General features: G+C 64.2%; 29 protein-coding genes. 10 read left to right on the plus strand and 19 right to left on the minus strand.

Going from position 1 to position 23202, the window contains the following annotated elements:
• Positions 1–2: 2 nt before the first annotated feature.
• The 5 genes from ACE3TJ_RS08880 to petA are packed head-to-tail and all read right to left on the minus strand — an operon-like array spanning position 3 to position 4124.
• Positions 3–542 (minus strand): adenine phosphoribosyltransferase, encoded by a 540-nt coding sequence (locus ACE3TJ_RS08880; protein WP_374595750.1) that lies wholly within the window; start codon positions 540–542, stop codon positions 3–5.
• Entirely contained in the window at positions 539–1402 is an 864-nt protein-coding gene (locus tag ACE3TJ_RS08885; RefSeq protein WP_374595751.1) for an S-methyl-5'-thioadenosine phosphorylase, read from the minus strand. The genes ACE3TJ_RS08880 and ACE3TJ_RS08885 overlap by 4 nt, the downstream gene beginning before the upstream one ends.
• A 15-nt stretch (positions 1403–1417) precedes the next feature.
• Positions 1418–2251, minus strand: a complete 834-nt coding sequence (locus tag ACE3TJ_RS08890; RefSeq protein WP_374595752.1) for a cytochrome c1 — start codon at positions 2249–2251, stop codon at positions 1418–1420.
• Positions 2252–2264: 13 nt separating this feature from the next.
• Positions 2265–3554, minus strand: a complete 1290-nt coding sequence (locus tag ACE3TJ_RS08895) for a cytochrome bc complex cytochrome b subunit (protein WP_374595753.1) — start codon at positions 3552–3554, stop codon at positions 2265–2267.
• Between the two features lie 6 nt (positions 3555–3560).
• Entirely contained in the window at positions 3561–4124 is a 564-nt protein-coding gene (gene petA / locus ACE3TJ_RS08900) for a ubiquinol-cytochrome c reductase iron-sulfur subunit (protein WP_374595754.1), read from the minus strand.
• Between the two features lie 158 nt (positions 4125–4282).
• Between petA and ACE3TJ_RS08905 the strand changes: the two genes are divergently transcribed.
• The gene (locus ACE3TJ_RS08905; RefSeq protein WP_374595755.1) at positions 4283–4732 is read left to right on the plus strand and encodes a tRNA (cytidine(34)-2'-O)-methyltransferase; all 450 of its coding nucleotides are present in this window, start codon (positions 4283–4285) and stop codon (positions 4730–4732) included.
• Complete coding sequence (gene hemF, locus ACE3TJ_RS08910) at positions 4729–5583, plus strand: oxygen-dependent coproporphyrinogen oxidase (protein WP_374595756.1); 855 nt, start codon at positions 4729–4731, stop codon at positions 5581–5583. The genes ACE3TJ_RS08905 and hemF overlap by 4 nt, the downstream gene beginning before the upstream one ends.
• Before the next feature lie 10 nt (positions 5584–5593).
• On the opposite strand, the gene ACE3TJ_RS08915 is transcribed toward hemF, so the two are convergent.
• From ACE3TJ_RS08915 to ACE3TJ_RS08930, 4 genes are read right to left on the minus strand one after another with little or no spacing between them, the layout of a single operon-like run.
• Positions 5594–6313 (minus strand): hypothetical protein, encoded by a 720-nt coding sequence (locus ACE3TJ_RS08915; protein WP_374595757.1) that lies wholly within the window; start codon positions 6311–6313, stop codon positions 5594–5596.
• Positions 6314–6344: 31 nt separating this feature from the next.
• Positions 6345–6674, minus strand: a complete 330-nt coding sequence (grxD, locus tag ACE3TJ_RS08920) for a Grx4 family monothiol glutaredoxin (RefSeq protein ID WP_374595758.1) — start codon at positions 6672–6674, stop codon at positions 6345–6347.
• Positions 6675–6693: 19 nt separating this feature from the next.
• The gene (locus tag ACE3TJ_RS08925; RefSeq protein WP_374595759.1) at positions 6694–6927 is read right to left on the minus strand and encodes a BolA family protein; all 234 of its coding nucleotides are present in this window, start codon (positions 6925–6927) and stop codon (positions 6694–6696) included.
• A 10-nt stretch (positions 6928–6937) separates the two neighbouring features.
• Entirely contained in the window at positions 6938–7261 is a 324-nt protein-coding gene (locus tag ACE3TJ_RS08930) for a DUF1476 domain-containing protein (RefSeq protein WP_374595760.1), read from the minus strand.
• Between the two features lie 157 nt (positions 7262–7418).
• On the opposite strand from ACE3TJ_RS08930, the gene ACE3TJ_RS08935 reads away from it, so the two are divergent.
• Both ACE3TJ_RS08935 and purC read left to right on the plus strand, forming a co-directional pair.
• Positions 7419–8564, plus strand: coding sequence for a DUF3667 domain-containing protein (locus ACE3TJ_RS08935; protein WP_374595761.1), 1146 nt, complete (start codon positions 7419–7421; stop codon positions 8562–8564).
• 160 nt (positions 8565–8724) lie between these two features.
• Positions 8725–9513, plus strand: coding sequence for a phosphoribosylaminoimidazolesuccinocarboxamide synthase (gene purC, locus ACE3TJ_RS08940; RefSeq protein ID WP_374595762.1), 789 nt, complete (start codon positions 8725–8727; stop codon positions 9511–9513).
• Positions 9514–9690: 177 nt separating this feature from the next.
• On the opposite strand, the gene ACE3TJ_RS08945 is transcribed toward purC, so the two are convergent.
• Positions 9691–9855 (minus strand): hypothetical protein, encoded by a 165-nt coding sequence (locus ACE3TJ_RS08945; protein WP_293779319.1) that lies wholly within the window; start codon positions 9853–9855, stop codon positions 9691–9693.
• Positions 9855–10019 (minus strand): hypothetical protein, encoded by a 165-nt coding sequence (locus tag ACE3TJ_RS08950; RefSeq protein WP_374595763.1) that lies wholly within the window; start codon positions 10017–10019, stop codon positions 9855–9857. Before ACE3TJ_RS08950 ends, ACE3TJ_RS08945 begins: the two co-directional genes overlap by 1 nt.
• A 135-nt stretch (positions 10020–10154) precedes the next feature.
• Between ACE3TJ_RS08950 and purS the strand changes: the two genes are divergently transcribed.
• Genes purS through ACE3TJ_RS08965 form a run of 3 tightly spaced genes read left to right on the plus strand, consistent with a single transcriptional unit; the run spans position 10155 to position 12035 of the window.
• Complete coding sequence (purS, locus tag ACE3TJ_RS08955; protein WP_374595764.1) at positions 10155–10385, plus strand: phosphoribosylformylglycinamidine synthase subunit PurS; 231 nt, start codon at positions 10155–10157, stop codon at positions 10383–10385.
• Position 10386: 1 nt separating this feature from the next.
• A complete protein-coding gene (gene purQ / locus ACE3TJ_RS08960; protein WP_374595765.1) occupies positions 10387–11055 on the plus strand; it encodes a phosphoribosylformylglycinamidine synthase subunit PurQ in 669 nt (222 codons plus the stop codon).
• 14 nt (positions 11056–11069) lie between these two features.
• On the plus strand, positions 11070–12035 hold the full coding sequence (locus ACE3TJ_RS08965; RefSeq protein ID WP_374595766.1) for a sulfotransferase: 966 nt from the start codon (positions 11070–11072) through the stop codon (positions 12033–12035).
• Here ACE3TJ_RS08965 and ACE3TJ_RS08970 read toward each other — a convergent pair.
• Both ACE3TJ_RS08970 and ACE3TJ_RS08975 read right to left on the minus strand, forming a co-directional pair.
• Complete coding sequence (locus ACE3TJ_RS08970) at positions 12029–13057, minus strand: phosphotransferase family protein (protein ID WP_374595767.1); 1029 nt, start codon at positions 13055–13057, stop codon at positions 12029–12031. The genes ACE3TJ_RS08965 and ACE3TJ_RS08970 overlap by 7 nt on opposite strands.
• A gap of 11 nt (positions 13058–13068) precedes the next feature.
• Positions 13069–13215, minus strand: coding sequence for a hypothetical protein (locus ACE3TJ_RS08975; protein ID WP_374595768.1), 147 nt, complete (start codon positions 13213–13215; stop codon positions 13069–13071).
• 274 nt (positions 13216–13489) lie between these two features.
• Between ACE3TJ_RS08975 and ACE3TJ_RS08980 the strand changes: the two genes are divergently transcribed.
• Positions 13490–14296 carry a hypothetical protein gene (locus ACE3TJ_RS08980; RefSeq protein ID WP_374595769.1) on the plus strand — a complete coding sequence of 269 codons (807 nt, stop codon included), beginning with the start codon at positions 13490–13492 and terminating at the stop codon, positions 14294–14296.
• 132 nt (positions 14297–14428) lie between these two features.
• Here the strand turns inward: ACE3TJ_RS08980 and ACE3TJ_RS08985 are convergent, their stop codons facing one another.
• Positions 14429–14932 carry a MarR family winged helix-turn-helix transcriptional regulator gene (locus ACE3TJ_RS08985; RefSeq protein WP_374595770.1) on the minus strand — a complete coding sequence of 168 codons (504 nt, stop codon included), beginning with the start codon at positions 14930–14932 and terminating at the stop codon, positions 14429–14431.
• 94 nt (positions 14933–15026) lie between these two features.
• Positions 15027–15770 carry a queuosine precursor transporter gene (locus ACE3TJ_RS08990; RefSeq protein WP_374595771.1) on the minus strand — a complete coding sequence of 248 codons (744 nt, stop codon included), beginning with the start codon at positions 15768–15770 and terminating at the stop codon, positions 15027–15029.
• Positions 15771–15801: 31 nt separating this feature from the next.
• Between ACE3TJ_RS08990 and ACE3TJ_RS08995 the strand changes: the two genes are divergently transcribed.
• Positions 15802–17064 carry a type VI secretion protein ImpB gene (locus tag ACE3TJ_RS08995; RefSeq protein WP_374595772.1) on the plus strand — a complete coding sequence of 421 codons (1263 nt, stop codon included), beginning with the start codon at positions 15802–15804 and terminating at the stop codon, positions 17062–17064.
• Between the two features lie 40 nt (positions 17065–17104).
• Positions 17105–19264, plus strand: a complete 2160-nt coding sequence (purL, locus tag ACE3TJ_RS09000) for a phosphoribosylformylglycinamidine synthase subunit PurL (RefSeq protein ID WP_374595773.1) — start codon at positions 17105–17107, stop codon at positions 19262–19264.
• Positions 19265–19269: 5 nt separating this feature from the next.
• On the opposite strand, the gene ACE3TJ_RS09005 is transcribed toward purL, so the two are convergent.
• The 4 genes from ACE3TJ_RS09005 to ACE3TJ_RS09020 all read right to left on the minus strand — a co-directional run bounded on the left by ACE3TJ_RS09005 (position 19270) and on the right by ACE3TJ_RS09020 (position 23155).
• Positions 19270–20646, minus strand: a complete 1377-nt coding sequence (locus tag ACE3TJ_RS09005) for a P-loop NTPase fold protein (RefSeq protein WP_374595774.1) — start codon at positions 20644–20646, stop codon at positions 19270–19272.
• 83 nt (positions 20647–20729) lie between these two features.
• Entirely contained in the window at positions 20730–21920 is a 1191-nt protein-coding gene (locus ACE3TJ_RS09010) for a P1 family peptidase (RefSeq protein WP_374595775.1), read from the minus strand.
• Positions 21921–21986: 66 nt separating this feature from the next.
• Entirely contained in the window at positions 21987–22655 is a 669-nt protein-coding gene (locus ACE3TJ_RS09015; protein ID WP_374595776.1) for a hypothetical protein, read from the minus strand.
• A gap of 56 nt (positions 22656–22711) precedes the next feature.
• Positions 22712–23155, minus strand: a complete 444-nt coding sequence (locus ACE3TJ_RS09020) for an Hpt domain-containing protein (protein ID WP_374595777.1) — start codon at positions 23153–23155, stop codon at positions 22712–22714.
• Positions 23156–23202 lie beyond the last annotated feature (47 nt).

The raw sequence follows: 23202 nt of genomic DNA on the forward strand, positions 1-23202 counted from the left end.
GGTCAGTGGCCTTCGAACGCCATCAGCGTAAGCGGCTCCACGCCCGCAGCGCGTAGCCGGTCTGCGCCACCAAGGTCGGGCAGGTCGATCACGAACGCCGCTTGGGCGACGACACCGCCTGCGCGGCGGATGAGTTCGGCGCCGGCAATGGCCGTGCCGCCCGTAGCGATGAGATCGTCAACCAGAAGGACACGCGCGCCGGGCGCGCAGGCATCCGCGTGCATCTCCACCCGGTCCTCGCCGTATTCGAGCGCGTAGTTGACGCCGATCACGGCGCCGGGGAGCTTGTTGCGCTTGCGGATGAGCAGCACGCCCGCGTTCAGCCGGTGTGCGAGCGCGGCGGCGAACACGAACCCGCGCGCCTCGATGCCGGCGATGAGATCGAACGGCCCCGCCACCGCGTCTGCCATCCGGTCGATCGTGGCTGCGAAGCCCGCCGGATCGAGCAGCAGCGTGGTGATGTCGCGGAACAGAATCCCCGGCTTCGGGTGATCGGGAATCGTGCGGACGAGCGCGCGAAGGTCTACATTGCGCTCGCTCATTTGAGGACCCGGCCCGCCACGCCGCGCAGCCTCTCCACCACCGGCGGCCGCCAGAGCGCCGGATCGGTGATGATGGCATGGTCGAGCGCATGGTCGCAGCCCTGCGGGCACGCCGATGGCGCCCATGCCGCTGCGACCGCCGCGACAAGCGCGCGGGCGTTTGCGCTGTTGCCGTGCATCACCTCAAGAATGTCGGCGACGTTCGCGCCCTCTTCTGCCGGACGCCAGCTGTCGTAGTCCGTCACCATCGCGACGCTCGCGTAGCAAAGCTCCGCCTCGCGGGCGAGCGCGGCCTCGGGCATGTTGGTCATGCCGATCACGTCGAAGCCCGCCGCCACGTAGGCGCGCGATTCGGCGCGTGTGGAGAATTGCGGACCTTCCATCGCAAGGTACGTGCCGCCCGAAACGAACGGGATGCCGAGCGCCTTCGCCGCCGCCGCGACGCGCGCGCCGAGCGGGCCGCAGACGGGATCGGCAAGGCTCACATGCGCGACGATGCCATCGCCGAAGAATGATTTCGCGCGCCCGCGCGTACGATCGACGAACTGATCGACGAGCACGAACGTACCGGGGCTGAGCGCTTCCTTGAAGGATCCGCAGGCCGAGAGCGACAGCACATGCGTGCAGCCCGCCGCCTTCAACGCGGCGATGTTCGCGCGGTAGGGAACTTCTGACGGCGTCAGCCGGTGGCCGCGGCCGTGGCGGGGCAGGAAGACGAGGTCCGCCTGCCCAAGCCGCCCGAACAGCAGTTCATCGGATGGCGCGCCGAAAGGCGTATCGACGGCGCGCCACGCGACATCGGTGAGCGAGCCCAAGGCATAGAGCCCGCTGCCGCCGATGATGCCGAGCTTGCCCCCCATCGCCCGGTGCCGGGCCTAGTGCTTGATGCCCGCCCAGACCCTGCGATAGCTGAGGTAGGCCAGCGTCGTCAGGATCAGCAGGAAGGCGATCACGCCCACGCCCGCGCGCTTGCGCGCTTCGAGCTTCGGCTCGGCCGCCCAGGTAAGGAACGCCGCGACGTCCTGCGACATCTGGTCGACGGTCGCTTCCGGCTGGCCTTCCGCGTAGGTCACCTGGCCCGCGCTGAGCGGCGGTGCCATCGCGATCGCGAGGCTGTGGAAGTAGGGGTTGTAGTGGAGCGGCGCCTCGGGGCGGCGGTCCGCCGGGTAGTTGGCGGGCACGTCCTGGAAGCCGCTGATCAGCGAGTAGACGTAGTTCGAACCGTCGTGACGCGCCTTGGTGATCAGCGAGAGGTCGGGCGGCAGCGCGTTGTTGTTCGCGGCGCGCGCAGCGATCTCGTTCGCGTAAACGAGCGGGATCTTGTCCGACGGGATCGCCGTGCGCGTCGACGCTTCGCCCGTATCCGGGTTGATCGTCGGCACTTCGTGCGTCCAGTTCTTGGCGATCGCCTTCACCTCGGCCTCGGAGAAGCCGATTTCGCCGAGGTTGCGGAACGCGATGCGGTTCAGGCTGTGGCAGGCCGAGCAGACCTCCTTGTAGACCTGAAAGCCGCGCTGCAGCTGAACGCGGTCGTAGCCGCCGAACACGCCGAGCCCGATCGGGCCGTCCCACGACCAATGCACCTGCTTGGGGTGCTCGTGGAACGCAAGCGTCGGGTCGACCTCCGTTGCTTCACGGGGCGCAAGCGCCGCAATCAGCAGGACGAGGCAGAAAACGGCGCCGATGGCGATTCCGAAAAGACGAACCATGACGTCGTGTCCCTTATTCGGCCGGCTGCGCCGCCGCCGTGGCGGGCGCGGGTTCAGACTTGCCGAGCACGGCTTCGGCGATCGAGTTGGGCAGCGGGAGCGGCCGCTCGATGCGCGAGACGATCGGCAGGATGATGAGGAAGTGCGCGAAGTAGTACATCGCCGCGATCTGGCTGATCCGCACGTACGGCTCTTCGGCCGGCGCGCCGCCGACCCAGCCGAGGATGGCGAGATCGAGCATCAGCACCCAGAACAGCTGCTTCGAGACCGGCTTGTAGCGGTTCGACTTCACGTTCGAGCCATCGAGCCACGGCAGGAAGAACAGCAGCAGGATCGCCGCGAACATCGCGAGCACGCCCCACAGCTTCGCCGGCAGGATGAAGTCCACCGTGAAGGCGCGCAGGATCGCGTAGAACGGCCAGAAGTACCATTCGGGAACAATGTGCGCCGGGGTCGAGATCGGGTTCGCCGGAATGTAGTTGTCCGGGTGGCCGAGGAAGTTCGGCAGGAAAAACACGAACACCGAGAAGAGGATCAGGTAGACGCCCGCGCCGAACAGGTCCTTCACCGTGAAATACGGGTGGAACGGCAGCGTGTCCGCCGGGCCCTTCACGTCGATGCCGGCCGGGTTGTTCGAACCCGGGATGTGCAGCGACCATATCTTCAGGATCACGACGCCCGCAATCACGAACGGCAGCAGGTAGTGCAGGCTGAAGAAGCGGTTGAGCGCGGCGTTATCGACCGCAAAGCCGCCGAGCAGCAGCGTCACGATGCTGTCGCCGACCACGGGGATGGCCGAGAACAGGTTGGTGATCACGGTGGCGCCCCAGAAGCTCATCTGGCCCCACGGCAGCACGTAGCCCATGAAACCCGTGGCCATCATGAGGAGCAGGATGACGACGCCGAGCATCCACACGAGCTCGCGCGGCGCCTTGTAGCTGCCGTAGTAGAGCCCGCGGAAAATGTGGATGTAGACCACGATGAAGAAGAAGCTCGCCCCGTTGGCGTGCGCGTAGCGCAGCAGCCAGCCGTAGTTCACGTCGCGCATGATGTGCTCGACCGAATCGAAGGCGACGAGCGTGTTCGCGCCGAAGTGCATCGCAAGCACGATGCCCGTGACGATCTGGATCAGCAGCGCGAGGCCCGAAAGCACGCCGAAGTTCCACCAGTAGTTGATGTTGCGCGGCACCGGATAGCCCGCACCTACGCTGTTGTAGACGAGGCGCGGCAGCGGCAGGCGCGAATCCAGCCACTGCATGAACGGGTGCTTCGGCTGATAGTGGTTTGCCCAGGGAAAGCTCATCGCCGGTTATCCAATCTGAACGCGCGTGTCGGACGTGAAGGCGTACTCGGGCACTTCGAGGTTCTTCGGTGCCGGGCCTTTGCGGATACGCGCCGCGGTGTCGTAGTGCGAACCGTGGCAGGGGCAGAAGTAGCCGCCGTAGTCGCCGCGATTCTCGCCTTCGGCAGCGCCGAGCGGCACGCAGCCGAGGTGGGTGCAGACGCCGAGCGTGATCAGCCAGTTCGCCTTGCCTTCCTTGGTGCGCTCGGCGAGCGTCTGCGGGTCGCGTAGGTCCGAAACCGGCACCTTGTTCGCCTCGGCGATCTCCGCTGGCGTCAGGTTGCGCACGAACACGGGCTTGCCGCGCCAGTTGAGCTTGATCGCCTGCCCGACCGCGACCGGCGCGAGATCGACCTCGACCGAGGCGAGCGCCAGCACGTCGGCGGACGGATTCATCTGGTCCACGAGCGGCCAGGCGGCCGCCGCAGCGCCAACGCCCACAAAGGCGCCGGTTGCGACATGGATGAAGTCGCGGCGGCGCACGCCTTCATCGGTGATCGGATGACCGGTGGTGTCTTCGACTGTCGTCATTCACTAACCCCGCGCGCGGGAGATATTCGGGCAAGCTCCGCCCGAACGCCCCCTTAGGTTCGATGCTTGGGCGCCTGATAGCCGCCGATGCCCCTTGGCCGCAATGGTCAAAATTGGCGCATTGCTGTCGAGGCATGGCTGGGCTAGCGCAAGGCGCCATGCGCATCGCCCTTTTCCAGCCCGATCTGCCGCCCAACGTCGGCACGCTGGTGCGGATGGGCGCGTGTCTCGGCCTTCCTGTCGACATCATCCGTCCGTGCGGCTTTCCGCTGGGACGTGAGGCGCTTCGCCGCAGTGCGATGGACTATTTCGAGCAGGCGGAAATCCATATCCATGCCGATTGGGCCGCGTTTCAGGATGGCGTGCCCGGCCGCCGCGTGCTGCTGACCACCAAGGCCTCGGTGCCCTACACGGATGCCGCCTATTTGCCGGACGATGTGCTAGTGGTGGGGCAGGAATCGGTCGGCGCCCCCGATTTCGTGCATGATGCCGCCGCGCTTCGTGTCCGTATCCCGATGAAGCCGGGTCTCCGCTCGCTGAACGTCGCGCTTGCTGCCGCGATGGTGGCGGGCGAGGCCCTCAGACAAACAGGATTCTCCCATCAATGACGACTTTCGACGCCCGCCAGACCGCCGCAGCCGATTGGTTCCGAACCCTTCGCGACCGCATCTGCGCGGCTTTCGAAGCACTCGAGGACGATCTTGGCGGCGATGCCGCGCCCGGCCGATTCGAACGCAAGAGCTGGGAACGCGCCGATCATTCGGGTGCCCCCGGGGGGGGCGGCACGATGTCGGTGATGAAGGGCCGCGTGTTCGAGAAGGTCGGGGTCAACATCTCCACCGTCCACGGCGCGTTCGATCCCGAGTTCGCGAAAACGATCCCCGGCGCCGCCGAAGACCCGCGCTTTTTTGCCACAGGCATCAGCCTCGTCGCGCACATGGTGAACCCGCATGTGCCCGCCGTTCACATGAACACGCGCTACCTCGTCACCACGAAAGCCTGGTTCGGCGGCGGCGCGGACCTCAACCCGCCGATTCCCGTGGAGGCGGACACCGCCGACTGGCACGCCGCCTTCAAGGCCAGCTGCGACCGTCACGACCCCGAATATTTCCCGCGCTTCAAGGCGTGGTGCGACGAGTATTTCTTCATCAAGCACCGGAACGTCGCGCGCGGTGTAGGCGGCATCTTCTACGACCAGCTCGCAAGCGGCGACTGGGACGCGGACTTCGCATTCACGCGCGACGTCGGCGAAACCTTCCTCGGCACCTACCCGGAACTTGTCCGCCGCCACATGCACGAGGACTGGACAGCGGAAGACCGTGCCCGGCAGCTCGCCTATCGGGGGCTCTATACGGAGTTCAACCTCGTCTACGACCGCGGCACATTGTTCGGCCTCAAGACCGGCGGCAACATCGACGCGATCCTGATGAGCCTGCCGCCGGTGGCAACGTGGGCCTGAAGCCGGTGCGCTAAGCCGCCAGCTGGCGGTAGATATTCGCGGAGAGCACCGAGACGAAGACGCTGAACACGGCGCCGACGATCGAGATCAGAAGCTCGGTGACGAAGGACGGGTCTTCCGCCGTGCCCCCCGTGGCGGCAAGCCCGATCGCGCCGACGAGCCCGCTCAGGATCGCGAAGATCAGCACGAAAACGGCGAAAATCGCAAAAATGCGCCCGACATTGCCGGCAGTCATCGCCCAGCTTCGGCGCAGCGCCTCGACAGCGCGCGCATCTTCGCCGGCGATGATTGCCGCCAGCAGCGACAGGCGCAGGGCAAAATAAACGGCGACACCCGTAAGCAGCAGCAGAAGCGTGCTCGCCGCCACCGACGCCTGCTGCGCACCCGCCAGATACATGACCCCGACCGGCATGAAGACCACGACAACGGCAAGGCTCGCCAGGACAATGCGGGGCGTCAGACCCACGGCGCGGCGAATCGCCGATCCGGCGTCGATGCTCGGGAACAGCACCAGCAGCACGATGGCGGCCTGTCCGATCACGCCGATGAGCCCGCCCACGGCCTGCGCGAGCTGAGCATTCTGCTCGCCGAGCGCCTTTTCATCGGCGAAGCGCGCAATCAGAAGCGAGGGCATGAACACGAAGGCGGCAGCGGGCAGCGCGAACTCGCCGAAGCGGCGCTGCACGTCAGCGATCGTGTCGGTCCAGGCCTTGCCGATCGCCAGTGCCACGCCTCATCCCCTCTTACTGAAAAACGCCGGTTCAGGCGGCGTGCGGAACGCCCTTTTCGGCGAGCAGGTCGTGCAGCTCACCCGATTCGAACATTTCCATCATGATGTCGCTGCCGCCCACGAACTCGCCCTTCACATAGAGCTGCGGGATCGTCGGCCAGTCGCTGAACGCCTTGATGCCCTGCCGAAGCTCGGCATCCTGCAGCACGTCGGCACTGTCGTATTCGACGCCGAGGTGCTCGAGGATGGCGATGGCGCGGCTCGAAAAGCCGCACTGCGGAAACAGCGGCGTGCCTTTCATGAACAGCACGACGTCGCTGCCGTTCACCTTTTCGGCGATTCGGGTGTTGATATCGGTCATGTGTTGCTCCTCGTCCGGCTCAGGCCGGAACCTCGGTGGTCAGCTGCAAGGCGTGCAGTTCGCCGCCCATGCGGCCGCCGAGCGCCGCATAGACCATCTGGTGCTGACGAACGCGCGGCAGGCCCCGGAAGGCCTCCGAAACCACGCGCGCCGCATAATGATCGCCGTCGCCGGCAAGATCGGTGATCTCCACCACCGCATCCGGCAGCGCCGTGCGGATCATCCCTTCGATCGCGCCTGCGTCCATCGGCATCGCGCGGCCCTCAGACTTCCTCGATGAACTGGCGGCGCGCCTCGACGAGCTTTTCCTCCATCGCGCGGCGCACCTCGTGCTCGGAAACCTCAACGCCCTTGGCGGTGAGGTCGCCGTAAACCTTGCGGAACACGTCGTCGTCGCCGGCTTCCTCGAAGTCCGCTGCCACAACCTCACGCGCATAGGCCTCGGCCTCGGCAGTGGTCAGCCCCAGCTTTTCCGCCGCCCAGTTGCCGAGCAGGCGGTTGCGCCGCGCCGTGACCTTGAACTGCAGCTCGGCATCGCGCGCGAAGCGATTCTCGAAAGCCTTTTCGCGGTCGTTGAGATTGGTCATGACGGGCGTGTGTCCTTCCTTGGCTGGCAAGCCGGGTTATCGGGGCCTAGATAGAGAGGCACCGCACCCGGTTCAACTGCAAGCAGCACGCTTGATCGTCACAGCTTTTGCGCCGAAACTTGGGCGGCGGACATTCAGGCAGGCGGGGCGGGAAGCGATGAGCGGCGAGATCGATGCGGCGGGCACCCTGATCGCGGGCGGCCTCGTGGCCTCCGCGCTCGATGGAGAGGACGGCAAGGCGGGCGACGTACAGACGATCTGCCCGAACTGCGACACCCCCATCGTCGGCCACTACTGCCACGAATGCGGGCAAAGCGCGCATCTGCCGCGATCGATCGGGCATATCTTTCACGACATCATGCACGGCGTGCTGCACTTCGACAGCAAGGGCTGGCGCACCCTGCCTATGCTGGTGACGCGCCCCGGCACGCTGACCCGCGACTATGTGGAAGGGAAGCGCGCCCGCTACGTCGCGCCCTTCTCGATGTTCCTGTTCACCGTATTCGTGATGTATTTCACCTTCGCCATGGTCGGCGGCCCGAACGTCAATCTGGCGGACGCGGTGCAGCTCGATCCCAAAAGCGTCGAGGCGGCGCAGCAGGAGCTCGTCGCCGAAACCGCAAAATTGAAAACGCTCGAAGCGAAGCTGGCCGCTGCAAGGGCAAAGCCGGTGCCGGTGCCCGGCGAGGCGGCGGAGCTCAAAGGCCAGGTCAACGAACTGCGCACCGAGATCGGCATCATGAAAGCGACGCTCGGCACCATGGGCGTCGTGCCGCGCGACCCGGAAAACCCCGATGCGCCGCAGCCGCCGGACTGGCGAGAAGCGCTCACGAAGGTTGTCGACAAGGAGCCCCCGACCGTCAACACCGGCAACCCCGGCCTCGATGCGAAGCTCAGGAAGGCGCTCAAGAATCCCGAGCTGCTGTTCTACAAAATGCAGCAGTCCGCCTATAAATTCTCGTTCCTGCTGGTGCCGCTGTCGCTGCCGTTCGTGTGGCTGCTGTTTCCGTTCCGGCGGAGCACGCGCCTTTATGATCACGCGGTGTTCACGCTCTATTCGCTGTCGTTCATGTCGCTTTTGTTCGTGTTCGCCGTGCTGCTCGCGCGCATCGGTCTCATCAGCTTCGGCAGCGCCATGGCGATCAGCATGTTCGTGCCGCCGGTCCACATGTTCGTGCAGCTGAAGGGCGCCTACGGCCTCAGCGTCGGCGGCGCGCTTGCGCGGACGGTCCTGCTCTCGATGTTCGCGATCGTCGTGCTCACCCTGTTCATGCTCATTATCATGGCGCTTGGCGCGGTCTGAGCCGCTTCCCCCGAGCGCTTCCCCCTGCGTGCTTGCATTGTCAGCCCGGCAGGCTTCCGCTATGGCGGGTGGTGTGTTTCCCCGCCTCGGGCACGCGCCAGTCAGCCGGTGCGAACCGGGGCGGTGCTTTTTTCAGACTCCGAATCGAGAAGGTCCGCCGATGTCCCGCCGCCGCCAGATTTACGAAGGCAAGGCCAAGATCCTGTACGAAGGGCCGGAACCCGGCACCATCATCCAGTATTTCAAGGACGACGCGACCGCGTTCAACGCCCAGAAGAAGGGCACGATCAGCGGCAAGGGCGTGCTCAACAATCGGATTTCCGAGCATATCTTCACGCTGCTCGGCCAGATCGGCATCCCCACGCACTTCATTCGCCGCCTCAACATGCGCGAGCAGCTCGTGCGGCAGGTGGAGATCATTCCGGTCGAGGTCGTGGTGCGCAACGTCGCCGCCGGCTCGATCTCGAAGCGCCTCGGCATCGAAGAGGGCACGCCGCTCCCCCGCACGATCCTTGAATATTACTACAAGGACGACGCGCTCGGCGATCCGATGATCACCGACGAGCACATCGCCTGCTTCGGCTGGGCGACGCAGGAAGAGATGCACGACGTCGCCGACATGGCGATCCGCATCAACGACTTCATGTCGGGGCTCTTCGCGGGCGTCGGCATCCGCCTCATCGATTTCAAGCTGGAGTTCGGCCGCCTGTGGGACGGCGACTACAGCCGCATCATCCTTGCCGACGAGATCAGCCCGGACGGCTGTCGCCTGTGGGATAGCACCACGAACGAGAAGCTGGACAAGGACCGCTTCCGCCGCGATCTCGGCGGCGAGGTGGAAGCCTATCAGGAAGTCGCGCGCCGCTTCGGCCTGCTCCCCGAAGGCTCGGTCTCGACCGTTCTCGACCTCGACGAGCACCGCAAGGCCCGCGGCAAGAAAGACAGCTGAGGGGTCAACCTCGTCTGAAGACTATCCCTGAACGGGTCGAGATGCCGTCCAGGCCGTGGCGAAAATGGTGGATTTCGAGAACCGGCGCGCAGCGGACTGTCTGTCCGTGAGCACCGGAAGCGCAGAAAGCCGCCGTTTGCAGCCCGCCTTGGGCGGCATCTCGGCCCGTTCAGGCGTTCAGCGGCGCTTGGCGCGCTTCTTCTTGACCTGATACCCGCAGATGATGCCGAAGAGGAACGCGCAGAACAGCGCGATGTGCAGGTTCGAGCCGCGCATCTGGCCGAGGATATCCTCGTAGTAGACGAACAGCGCCACGAACATGGAGGCGGCGATAAGGCCCATCAGCCGTCCTTTCGCCAGGCGGAAATAATGCCGAACAGGAACGACGCGACCAGCGCGAGCTGTACCTCCTGATCGTGTGTCAGCCACGGAAAGATATACCCGCCGACGAAACTCTCGGCGGTCGCGAACAGCACCACGAACAAGGCAATGGCGAGATAGTCCACGCGCCCCAGACCCCGAACTCAGAATGACCCCGCCATAACCATAGGCGCACAGGCTTAACAAAACCCTCACATGGGCCCACGCGCCTGCGATTTTGGGCGTTGCGGCGCGGCGCGGGGAGCGCCATAAGGCGCGCCATGAAAGCCAAAGTCTATGTCACGCTGAAAAACGGCGTCCTCGATCCGCAGGGCAAGGCAATCTGCCACGCGCTCGAATCCCTCGGGTTCGGGGAAGCGCAGGACGTGCGGCAGGGCAAGTTCATCGAACTCGAGCTCGCCGAGGGCACCAGCGAGGCGCGCATCGAGGAGATGTGCCGCAAGCTGCTCGCCAACACCGTGATCGAAAACTACCGGATCGAGATCGCCTGAGATGAAAAGCGCGGTCATCGTCTTCCCCGGCAGCAACTGCGACCGTGACATGGCGGTCGCGCTCCGCGAGGTGACGGGGCTTGCGCCCGCGATGGTCTGGCACCGCGAAACCGTGCTGCCCGACGTGGACGTGATCGCGCTTCCGGGCGGCTTCTCCTACGGCGACTATCTGCGCACCGGCGCGATTTCGGCGCAGTCGCCGATCATGGCCGCAGTGAAGCGCGCCGCCGAGCAGGGCCGCTTCGTGCTCGGCGTCTGCAACGGCTTTCAGGTGCTCACCGAAACCGGGCTGCTGCCGGGCGCGCTGATGCGCAACGCCGGGCTCGATTTCGTGTGCCGCGACGTGCCGCTGACGGTCGAGAACACGCAGACGGCATTCACGTCGGCCTACAAGGCGGGCGAGACGATCCGCATTCCGGTCGCGCACCACGACGGCAACTATTTCGCCGATGCCGCCACGCTCGACCGGATCGAGGGCGAGGGCCGCGTCGTCTTCCGCTATGCCGAGGACGTGAACGGCGCGCAGCGCCGCATCGCGGGCATCGTCAATGAAACCGGCAACGTGCTCGGCATGATGCCGCACCCGGAGCGCGCCATCGATGCGGCGCAGGGCGGCACCGACGGCCGCCGCCTGTTCGAAGGCCTCGTGCGGGCCTTCGTCGACGCGTGAGCGCGGCGGGCAACATGGCCGGCCCGCTGATGATCTTCGGCAGCCCGCGATCGGGCACGACCTGGGTCGGCTCGCTGTTCGATTCGCATCCGCAGACGCTCTACCTCCACGAGCCGGACGTCATCGAGAAGGAACCGCGGCTTCCGTTCGTGCCTTATGGCGCGCTTCCGGCCGACATCGACCGGATCACAAGGGACTACTTCGAGCGGCTGGCGCACAATCGCTCGCTGCGCACGGTCCACACCCCGACGCTGTTTCCCAAGAGCTACCGGGGCGGCATCGCCGATCAGGCACGCGCCGCGATCGTCCGCGCGCTGCGCGCGGTCGATGCCGTGCTTCCCGCCGTGGGCCGCAGCCGCAACCTTCAGGTGCCCGACTTCGCGAACGAGGGCGAAACGCCCTGCCTCGTCATGAAGTCGGTCGATTCGATCCCGCGCCTCCCCGTGTTCGCGCGCGCGCTCCCCGGCGTGAAGTTCATCTACATCGTGCGCCACCCCTGCGGCGTCGTCTCCTCGAAGCTGCGCGGCGCGGAGCTCGGCAAGATGGGTGCCGCGACGCTCTATTCGGATGTGCTGGCGCTGCCGCCCGCCCGCGCCGCCGGGCTCGACAAGGCGCGCGCGGATGCGATGACGAACATCGAGAAGCTGGCGTGGGATTGGCTCATCACGAACGAGTGGGTCTACAGCGAGGTCGCCGACCTCCCCAACGTCTACACGCTCGTCTACGATCGGCTCGCGGCGAACCTCGATCCCGAGGCCGCATCGCTGTTCGACTGGGCGGGGCTCGACCGCCCGGCGCAGGTGCAGGCCTATTTCAATCGTCTGCGCGGCTTCGACGGCACCGGCGACCGCTATTTCAGCCTCAACCAGAACCCCGCGAAGTCCGCAGCGAAATGGCGGCAGGAACTGAGCGCCGAGGCGCAGGAAACGGTCGGCTCCATCGTCGCGGGTTCCGGCGTCGGCAAGCTCTTCGGCTACTGATCGCCGTTCGGGCCGCCATCCCGCCAAGCGCCGATCAGCGTCTCCAGTCCCGCATACAGATCTGCGTCTGATCCCGTCAGCAAACGCCCCGCGCGCGTGCGAATCTCGGTGCGATCCGCCGCGTCCGTCAGATACGGCGCAGGTGATTTGCCGTCGACGCGCGCCAGCAGCAGCGCCGCCGTGAGCGCACCTGCGCGCCGCATCAGCGCATCGGCATCCTCCCACGCGATACCCGCGCGATACGCCTCCGCCATTTGGGTCGCGGACGCTGCCAACTCCGCCGCGTGCGGCCTCAGCCACACCGCCTTCAGCAGAAGATGCGTGGTGCAGAACGCAAGGTCGAATGCAGGATCGCCATACACAGCGCATTCGGCATCGAGGAACACGGGGCCGCCGGGGCCGACGAGGATGTTCTTCGGGCTGACATCGCCGTGGACGAGCGCGACATGCCGCGCTTCGAGATCGGCCGCGAGCGCCCCCAGGCGCGGCGCGACGTCCGCATCATGCTGCGCGACATGGAGCAGGAACGGCTCCACGCGCAGCGCATGAAACATCGCGCCGGTATCGAAATCGCGTGCGATGGCCGGATCGTTTGCCGTCGCGGCGTGAATCCCGACGAGCGCTGCGCCGACCTTCGCAGCGAAGCCCGGATCGACACGCCCGGCGATGAGTTCGTCCTTCCAGACCGGGTGCTGCGCCGGGTCCAGAAAGCGCATCGCGAACAGATGCTCTTCGGGCGCTTCGGCAACGATCGTGGGAACGATTGCGGGCGCGAACGCGCCGACGCGCCGCAGCCAGCGCACCTCGCTCTCGGCGCGCTCGACAGGCGCGAACCAGTCCGCCTCAACGCGCAGCCTGGGCAGCGCGCGCTTCACCGCGAGCCCCCCCTTCGCCGTATCGACGCGCCACACGTCGCACGATACGCCGCCCGACAGCGGCGTCATGCGCGGCACCTCTCCGGGCGCCACGAGACCGCAGGCGCGAAGGTGTTCGATAACGGCTTCGTCCTGCACCCCTGCCACGCCCGCATCCTTCAGAACATTTCGCGAAACCAGCCCGCCATCAGGCGTAAGGCAGCATCACGATGTTTCGCCGTTTCCTGAAAATAGTGCACGCCGGGAAGCATCTCCAGTCGCTTGTCCGTTACAGCCATGAAATCGGAGATATTCTGTACGTCCATCGGGGCACGCCCGTTGCGGCGAAGCCTTGCACACCCAAACGATCATGGTCGACGCAGCGCCAATTCTGTTTGAAATCACGCGCCTGCCCAGCGCCACCCTATGGGCGACCATCAAGCAGCAGACCGAACCCGGCCACTCATTTTCATAGCCTACGTCGAGATCTTTATTCAGCGAATTTTCACAAATATTTTAGCGAACGAAAACGACGCCTACTACTTTCATTTTTAGTTATAATTATTTTTGTATGCAAATTTGCAAGTCAGGGAGAAAAAAATGCGAATTGCAGAATTTTCACAAAAAATGTTTGAAAAAATTCACAAATCAATTAAAAAATTGAATTTTGTAACATTATTAACAACTATAATTATAGCCAATCCCGCATTTTCTTCTGTAGATCTTGAAATTCTTCAAGATTATGCGAATTCATCTTCGGATGAATATAGGGTCAATTTTCAGATAATTGAAAACAACTCTCTAAGTTTAATGCAAGAACACAAGGAAAAATGCGAAAAATTTGGCCTAACACGTTGCCGAGTTCTGCAATTCATACCGGGGAGTGATCTTGATGGCCGACAGGGAACGATCAGATTCCTGCTTTCGGAAGGAACGGCCCCATCATTCATATCAGAAATATCAAAATCGACGAAAAATGGATTCTCATTCAGCTATGAAGACCGCAGAGCATCACAACAGAAAGATGACTTGATTATTGAAAAGAAACTTCTTCTTGCGCAAAGAAAAGAAATTTTATCTATAGAAGAATCAGATTCAGAACAATTTAATATGATTGTTCAAAATAAAAGATCTGAAATTGAATCGAGAATATCAAGAATTGAACAAGAATTGAAAAATAGTCGCAAAACTCAATCTGTTGATACATTAAACATAAGTTATGATAAGAGAGATTTCATAAAATCCCACTGGCAACGAAATATTGAAGAATATAGCGGAATTTTCGTCATGTCGATACTTGCTGTATCTGGAATCGCACTCCTCACTGGCATATATCTTGGTATTATTTTTCTTGTTTTCCTGTGGCTGAAGAAATTTTCAGTCAAGCGCGGGCTACTTAAGGGCTAACCGCTTCGAACGACGAGCGGTTGCGGCCAGCGCACTGCGCCATCTGATATGTAAGCGTTGCGGGAATCGGCGCTCCAAGTGCAACGTCCCGCAACGAAAACGCGGTCGACGAGGGACGTGACTGCATCCTCGTCAGACCCTGAGATCGCTGAGAACCGGCGTGTCCTGTGACTCCTCGGCAAGGTTCGCGATGGCGCTGCGGAGCAGAGACTGGAGTGTTTCCACCTCCTCATCCGAAAAGCCGCGCGTCGCCAGATCGTGCACCTCCGCGTTCATCGGCACGAGAACGCCTTCGAGCGCCTTTGCATGATCGGTGAGGTGAATATAGATCTTGCGGCGATCGATCTTGCTCTTCTCGCGCCGCACCAGCCCTGCCGCTTCAAGACCTTTCAGCGCAACCACCGTGGTCGGTTCGCGCATCCCGACGCGCGTGCTGAGTTCGCGCTGCGTGATGCCGTCCTCACGCCAAAGCTGGCGCAGGAAGCGCCACTGCCCCGCGGAAACGCCGTGCTCCAGCGTGCGCCGTTCGAGCGCGCGCGAAAACGAACGGAACATCAAGCGGGAAAGATAGCCGATACTGTTCTCGGGGAGCCTGTAATACTCCGCGGGCTGACGCGCGGCCTTGGGTTTCGACACCGTACAACTCTCCCTGTGCCGGCCGTGCTTGCAATCCGAAAAACGGCCTTTCCGCCGGTTAGCAGACCTGGAAGCGGTCGTCCCGCTCCAATAGCTACACGCTCGCCTTGAACGGCGTGAAATCGGTCTTGCGGTCGTAGACGTCGAGGCCTTCGCGCCGCTTCAGGAAACCGACGACCGCATAGGTCACCGGCGTCAGGATCGCTTCCCAGCTCACTTTTAGCACCCACTGCGTGATGAGCACCTTCAGCACAAGGTCGTTCGTCCACCCCGCCGCGCCGAGGAACGCCAGCGGATAGAAGATCAGGCTGTCGACGCCCTGCCCCGCCACCGTGCTGCCGATCGTGCGCATCCAGAGGTGCCTGCCCTGCGACCACACCTTCATCTTCGCCATCACGTAGGAGTTGGTGAACTCGCCCGCCCAGAACGCGACGATGCTGGCGAAGACGATGCGCGGCACCTGACCGAATACCGCCTCGTAGCTCGCCTGCCCCGTCCAGTCCGCGGCGGGCGGCAGCGCCACCACCACCCACGCCATGAACGCCATGAAGATGAGCGCGGCAAACCCCGCCCAGATGCAGCGCCGCGCCCGCGCGTAGCCGTAGACCTCGGTGAGCACGTCGCCGAGCACGTAGCCCACGGGGAAGAACAAAATGCCCGCACCGAACGGCCAATCGCCGATACCCGGCAGGTCCACGACCGCCACCTTGCCCGCGCCCAGCACGTTCGAAAGCAGCAGGATGGTGACGAATGCCGCCATTACGAAATCGAAGTAGCGCAGCGGCCGGCCGTGGAGTGCGTCCGCCTCTACGGCGCGGGGCGTATGCGCGTTGTTCACAATTTGTTCTCCATGCGCTACACTCCCGCTTATGCGCCCCGATTCGCCGCTCCGCTGGCTGTTTCTCGATCTGAACAGCTATTTCGCCAGTGTCGAGCAGCAGTTGCAACCGCACCTGCGCGGGAAGCCCGTGGTCGTCTCGCCCGTCGATACCGACACGACGAGCGCCATCGCCGCGAGCTACGAAGCGAAGGCCTTCGGCATCCGCACCGGCACGCCGATCTGGGAAGCGAAGCGCCTGTGCCGCGACCTCATCGTCACCCCCGCGCGCCATGGCGCCTATGTCGACTATCACAACCGCATCGTCGCGGAGGTGGATCGGCACATCCCCGTCACCAAGGTCTGCTCGATCGACGAAGTCGCCTGCCGCCTGATGGACAACGAAAACGACCCGGCGTTCGTCCGCGACCTCGCGCGGCGCATCAAGGCGGGCATCGCCGCGAACGTCGGCGAATATCTGAAATGCTCGATCGGCGTCGCGCCGACGCGCCTCGTCGCCAAGATCGCCTGCGACATGCAGAAGCCCGATGGCCTCACCGTCATCGAAGCGCACGAGCTGCCCGAGCGCCTCTATGTCCTGAAGCTCACCGACATCCCCGGCATCGGCCGCAAGATGGAGCGGCGTCTTGCGGCGAAAGGCATCCTCACCATCCGCGACCTCATCGCGCGCGGCCCGAAGCGCGCGGGCGAAGCGTGGGGCGCGGTGAACGGCGACCGCCTGTGGTGGTCGCTCACCGGCCACGAGGTGCCCGAGGTCGAAACCCAGCACCGCTCGATCGGCCACAGCCAGGTGCTCTCGCCTTCGAAGCGCGACCCCGCCGCCGCGCTCGCCACCGCCCGCCGCCTGTGCCTGAAGGCCGCGAGCCGCCTGCGCCGCGAAGGCTACGCCGCGCGCAGCCTCCTCCTCCACGCCCGGCTGGATGACGGCGGCAAGTTCGCCGCGCACCAGCGCCTGCCGCTGACGCAGGACAGCTTCAGCTTCTTGGCCCAGCTGAACGCACTCTGGCCCCGCCTCGCGGCACAGAAGTCGCGCATCCGCATGGTCGGCGTCACGCTCGCCGAGATCGCGCCCGCCGGCCACGAGCAAGGCGCCCTCTTCGACCGCGACGACATCGACCACGCCCTCGCCCGCGAAGCGCGCGGCCTCCGTCTCAGCGAGGCGATGGACAAGGCGAACGCGAAGTTCGGCCGCAACGCCGTCACGCTCGGGCCACTGATGGGCGGCCGCATCGACCATGTCGGCGCGAAGATCGCGTTCCACCGCATCCCCGACATGGCGGAGTTCCACGAATAGGCGCTGGAACCGCGCGCCCGGCGCCGCTATGAGCGCGCGCATGACCGACATCATCACGCCCGAGATCGTCGCCGAGCACGGCCTCACACCGCAAGAGTACGAAACCATCCTCGCCGCGATGGGCCGCACGCCCAATCTCACCGAGCTTGGCATCTTCTCGGTGATGTGGTCGGAGCACTGCTCCTACAAATCGAGCCGCATCCACCTGAAGACGCTGCCGACCGAAGCGCCGTGGGTGATCTGCGGCCCCGGCGAGAACGCGGGCATCATCGACATCGGCGACGGCGACGCCGCCATCTTCAAGATGGAAAGCCACAACCACCCCTCGTTCATCGAGCCCTATCAGGGCGCGGCGACGGGCGTCGGCGGCATCCTGCGCGACGTGTTCACGATGGGCGCGCGCCCGGTCGCCAACCTGAATGCGCTTCGCTTCGGCGCGCCGGACCATGCGAAGACGCGCCACCTCGTCGCGGGCGTCGTCCACGGCATCGGCGGCTACGGCAACTGCGTGGGCGTCCCCACCGTGGGCGGCGAGGTCAACTTCCACCCGGCCTACAACGGCAACATCCTCGTCAACGCCATGACCGTGGGCGTCGCGAAGACCGACAAGATCTTCTATTCGGCCGCCGCGGGCATCGGCAATCCGGTGGTCTACGTCGGCTCCAAGACGGGCCGCGACGGCATCCACGGCGCCACGATGGCGTCCGCCGAGTTCACCGACGATTCGGAGGAGAAGCGCCCCACCGTTCAGGTCGGCGACCCCTTCACCGAAAAGCTCCTCATCGAAGCCTGCCTCGAACTCATGGCGTCGGACGCCATCGTCGCGATTCAGGACATGGGCGCTGCGGGCCTCACCTCCTCGTCGGTCGAGATGGCCTCGAAGGGCGGCGTCGGCCTCGAGCTCAACCTCGACGCCGTGCCCTGCCGCGAAACCGGCATGGTGCCCTATGAGATGATGCTCTCCGAAAGCCAGGAGCGCATGCTGATGATCCTGAAGCCGGGCCGCGAGGCCGAGGCCGAGGCGATCTTCCGCAAGTGGGAGCTCGATTTCGCGGTGATCGGCACGGTGACGGAAACCGGCCGCCTCGTCCTCAAATTCAAGGGCGAAACCGCCGCCGACATCCCGCTCGCCCCGCTTGCGGACAAGGCCCCGCTCTACGACCGCCCGCATGTCGAGACGCCGAAGCGCGCGCCGCTCGCTGACGTGCCCGAAAGCACCGACCTCGCCGCCGATCTCGTGAAGCTCATCGGCTCGGCGGACATCGCCAGCCGCCGCTGGGTGTGGGAGCAGTACGACCACATGGTCGGCGCCGACACCGTGCAGCGCCCCGGCGGCGACAGCGCGGTCGTGCGCGTCCACGGCACCCAAAAAGGCCTCGCCATCACCACGGACTGCACGCCGCGCTACTGCTTCGCGGACCCGTTCGAGGGCGGCAAGCAGGCGGTCGCCGAAGCCTATCGCAACCTCTCGGCAGTGGGCGCGACGCCGCTCGCCATCACCAACTGCCTCAACTTCGGCAACCCGCAGCGCCCCGAGATCATGGGCCAGTTCGTCGGCTGCGTCTCCGGCATGGGCGCGGCGTCGAAGGCGCTCGACTTCCCCGTCGTCTCGGGCAACGTCAGCCTCTACAACGAGACGAACGGCGTCGGCATCCTCCCCACCCCCGCCATCGGCGGCGTCGGCCTGCTGAAGGACTACACAAAAAGCGCCACCATCGCCTTCAAGGCCGCAGGCGAGCCGATCTGGCTCATCGGCACGCGCGCCGAAGGCCACCTCGGCCAGTCGATCTGGCTCCGCGAAATCCACGGCCGCGAAGACGGCCCGCCGCCCCCGGTCGATCTCGCTGCCGAGCGCAAGGCCGGCGAATACGTCCGCACGCTGATCGCAGAGGGCAAGGCGAGCGCCGTCCACGACATCTCCGACGGCGGCCTCCTCGTCACCATCGCCGAAATGGCGCTTGCGGGCGGCACCGGCGCGAAGCTCGATGCCCTCACGACAGCCGAAGCCTTCGGCGAGGATCAGGGCCTCTACGTCGTCACCGCCCCCGAAGGTGCGCTGGAGGGCGCGACGGTGGCGGTGAAGCGCATCGGCACCACGGGCGGCGATGCCGTCACCGTAGGCGGCGCCTCCGTCACGCTCGCGACACTCCGGGATGCCTACGAAGGCTTCTTCCCGACGTTGATGGGGCGGGACGTCTAAACTCTCTATGCGAAACGGTCTATAACGTTCGCCAAATAGGGCAAAATATCTAACCGACTGCGGAAGTTCCAATGCGTCGATTCGTACCCCTTAAACTCCGGATCACGTTCATCGATGTCCGGATCGCTGTAGTATCGAACGATATTCAGTAGCCGCTCACCTGAAAATTCGGCGGGCCAATCGCCCTTATTGATAAAGTCCTGTAGGTGAGCAGTGTTCACCCGCTCTCTTTTGATATCGGCAAACATCGCGGGATTTTGTGCCTTTATGACTGCCAGTAATGCAACAAGGCTCCCAGGTCTGAAACTATTTTGACTGAAATCGATTTGCGCAAGAACGACATTAGTCGCCACCCGTTCAGCCTGCCGGAGCGACAAGTCGTAGGCGATTACAATTTGGGCCACACAATTGATGAGGTTGGTCCCGTCCGAAGTATTCGCCCCGGTCAACATCGTCTGCAGCAGGCGTGAAACATGGAGGCTGGCGTTCGTCGCTCTTCCATGTTGTGGGCGTTCTTCGAAGGGAATGAGGAAGTCGTAAAACTTCTGGATGTACTCCCCGGCCGCCTCGCCAACGCCATACCGCTTTTGGACAGACAATAGCAGGTGATTGAGATTCGTGACGAGAAGGAAATGGACTCGCTCGGCTCGGAAGAAGTGCTTTAGGGTCTCCAGAACACCGAGCGCAAAGTCAGGGCGGCAGCGGTCAAGCTCATCGATGATGACAACAAGGGATGGTGAAACTTCCTCTTTGTCCTTCTGAGTGGCTCCCTGATCGCCATCGAGTCTTTTTGCGAGTAGGCTCGGCAATTCCGCGAGGCTTGTACGAAGTGCTTCGAAATTAGCTTCGTCATCCGCTTGCTCCTCAAGCATAGCCTTCACGGCTGCCTCGGACATGTCGCCCAAGTCAGATACCACGGCCTCAGCAGCCGCGCTCAACTCTTTGAACTCTGCCGAGCCAATCAAACCTAGAGTTCCGGCTTTCACAGCAAGCTTTGCGGCAGGTGCGGCGATGATCTTCGTCGCGCGGGATGTAGCAGTGAGAAAACGATTATAAATACCCATATCGTGCGCCCGAGCTTCCTTCGCTGCCCGCACAAAAGCTGATGCTACCGCTCGGAAGGGGCTGTCCACGTAGTCAGCCGCAAAAGCGTCAAAATAGATGCAAGGGACACCGTGGCTTTCAAGGTGGCTATTCCACTGACGCACAAAGATGGATTTTCCACTTCCCCAACGGCCATCGAGAATCGAAACAGTGCCCTGCTCGAGATTGCCGTAGAGTTTCGTTAGCCGCTCGGCCAAATCACTCTTACTGAATGGATCGGTTTCGGCGTTGAAACCTAGCGCACAGAAATCGCTTGTCAGATCCACTCTGATCTTCACTTAAATCTCCAGCTTCAAGGTTTCATTTTTTTAAGGTCAACAGGTTATCTCTTCAATACTGAGCTTAATCGACCCACTCCCCCTCAATTCGCAACCAACCGCCCGTACTTCTTCAAAATCGCCCGCAGTTCCGCGTGCGGCAGGCGCTGCACGGTGTAGCCGTTCGCTCCGGTCAGCGTTTCCGCCGCCACCAGCACGTTGGTGATCGCCTCTTCGGTCGCCTGCGTCGCGGCTTCGAAGATCACCGTCAGCTTGTCGTTGGGCATCGTTTCGACGCTGATCACAGTGCCGCCCACGCTCTGCACATTTGGGTTCGCAGTGGAGAAGGCGACGAAGATGTCGCCCGAGCCATTGCTGCCCGCATCGCCCATGCGGCCCATGCCCGCCGCCGCGCGCTTGGCGAGGCGTTTCAGTTGATGCGGCAGCATCGGCGCGTCCGTCGCCATCACCACGATGATCGAGCCGTCGCCCGGCGCGACGGCGTTGTTATTCGCCGCCGCCGTCTTCACCCCGCGCGTTTCGGGGAGATACTTGCCCGCGAGTTCCTCGCCCACCGGCGCACCCGCCACGCGCAGCCAAGGCCGCATACCGAAGTTGCACTGCACGAGCACCCCGACCGTGTAGCTCTTGCCGTCCATCTCGACCACGCGCGACGCCGTGCCCGTGCCGCCCTTGAAGCCGAAGCACTGCATCCCGACGCCGCCGCCGACATTGCCCTCGGCCACTGGCCCGGTCGCGGCGGTCTGGATCGCGCGCATCGCGTGCTCGGGCTTCACGTGGAAGCCGTTGATGTCGTTCAGCATCCCGTCGTAGGTCTCGGCCACCACCGGCGTGAACCACGCCCCCGGCCATTTCACGTCCGCAAGCCACCCCACCACCGCGTCGCGCACCACGCCCACGCTGTGCGTGTTGGTGATCATTACCGGGCCGTCGAAATAGCCGCGCTCCTCCAGCCACACCGTGCCGGTCATCTCCCCGGCGGCGTTGCTGGTTTCCCAGCCCGCGTACACCGGCGTGCGCGAATCCTTGCCGCGTGGCAGCACGGCGGTCACGCCCGTGCGCACCGGCCCCTTGCCGCGTTCGAGCTTGCCGTCGCCCGAGATCAGGCTGACGTAGCCGACCTCCACCCCCGCAACGTCGGTGATCGCGTTGTTCGCCCCCGGCTTCCCCGCGAACGGCACGCCAAGGTCACGCGCGCGCGGACCGTCCGCACTTGCCGCACCCGCCAGAACCATGCTTGCCGCGATGATCGCCGCAAAACGCCGATAGTGCATGTCGTCTCCCCTGCCCTGAATATCGGCAGAGCATAATGCCTTGATCGCGGAAGAAAACCTTGGCGGCTAGCTGCCGTTCACACACGCCCGCCGCACCTTCTCGTGCTGCGCGCGCGTCGCGCTCTCGCGGCGGGAGAATTCGGTGCGCAGGGCGTCGGCGCGGCCGGGGGGCTGGCACTGGCGGGCATAGTTCACGGCGGCGTCCATGAACGTGGGCAGCACGGCGTTCAGCGTTTCGAAGTTCGCCAGCATTTCGGTGCAGGCGGTCTGCTTGTCGGACCAGGCCTTGCGCGTATCGAAATCGGCGACCGCCGCCGCGCGCTGCTGCGCCGCCACCGCTGCTTCGCGCAGGGTCTTGCAGGCCATCGTCTCGCGGCCACCCTCGGGGGGCTTGCCGATCACGCTCGCGTCGCTGGTGCCGAATTCGCGCGCCGCGACGCCGCGCAGGTCTTTCACGATGCCGCACTGTTTGAGTACGGCCGTGCCCGCCGGAGCACCGATATCGATCTTCGCCTCGCCGTCCGTCACCACCGTGGAGCGGGGCGCGCCGTCCAGCGTCCAGTCCACCACAGAGCATTGGTCGGTCGACGTGCGGATGGTGACGGTGTTTCCTTCCGTCAGCAGTTCGGCGCGGCAACCGCGCACGCGGATGGATGTGTCGCACGATGGCCCCTCCGCCATCGCGGGCGCAGCCACGAGCAAAAGCGCAGCGAAGAGCAGCGACGACCGGATCATGCCCTGTTTCCCCATCGCTTGCAGATTAGCACGCGCAATATGGTGCGTCTCGCGGGTCAGATGCGCCCGAAGCTCTGGTTGCCTGCCGCGCTGCGCACTTCGCCGCGGCGCTGAACGAGCGGGTTCGTCTCGCGCTCCAGCACTTCCATGGTGCGGCGGAACAGCGGCTTCAGCCGCGCGACGAGCACGAGCAGTTCGTCGGGCGTCTCCTGATGCTCCACACAGCGGCGCGCGCCCATTTCGATGCGCTCGGTGAGCTCGCCGAGCGTCATTGCGCCGAACTGGCGGGCTTCCGATTTCATCGTGTGCGCGGGCATCACCATGCGTGTGGCATTGCCTTCGCGCTGCGCGGCCTCGATCTCGGCGACGGCCTTGGCGCCGTCCTCCCCGAAATAGGTGATAATCTTGATGAACCCGGCGCCCATGGTGGCGCGCGTCTTCTCGAAGACCTCGATGTCGACCACCGGCAAACCGGGGTCGGTGATGTCCAGCTTTTCCACGCGCGCGATCCTTACCTTATTCTGCGCGAGGATCATCGGGCACGCGG

It is taken from the genome of Sphingosinicella sp., assembly GCF_041916975.1.
GTDB lineage: Bacteria > Pseudomonadota > Alphaproteobacteria > Sphingomonadales > Sphingomonadaceae > Sphingosinicella.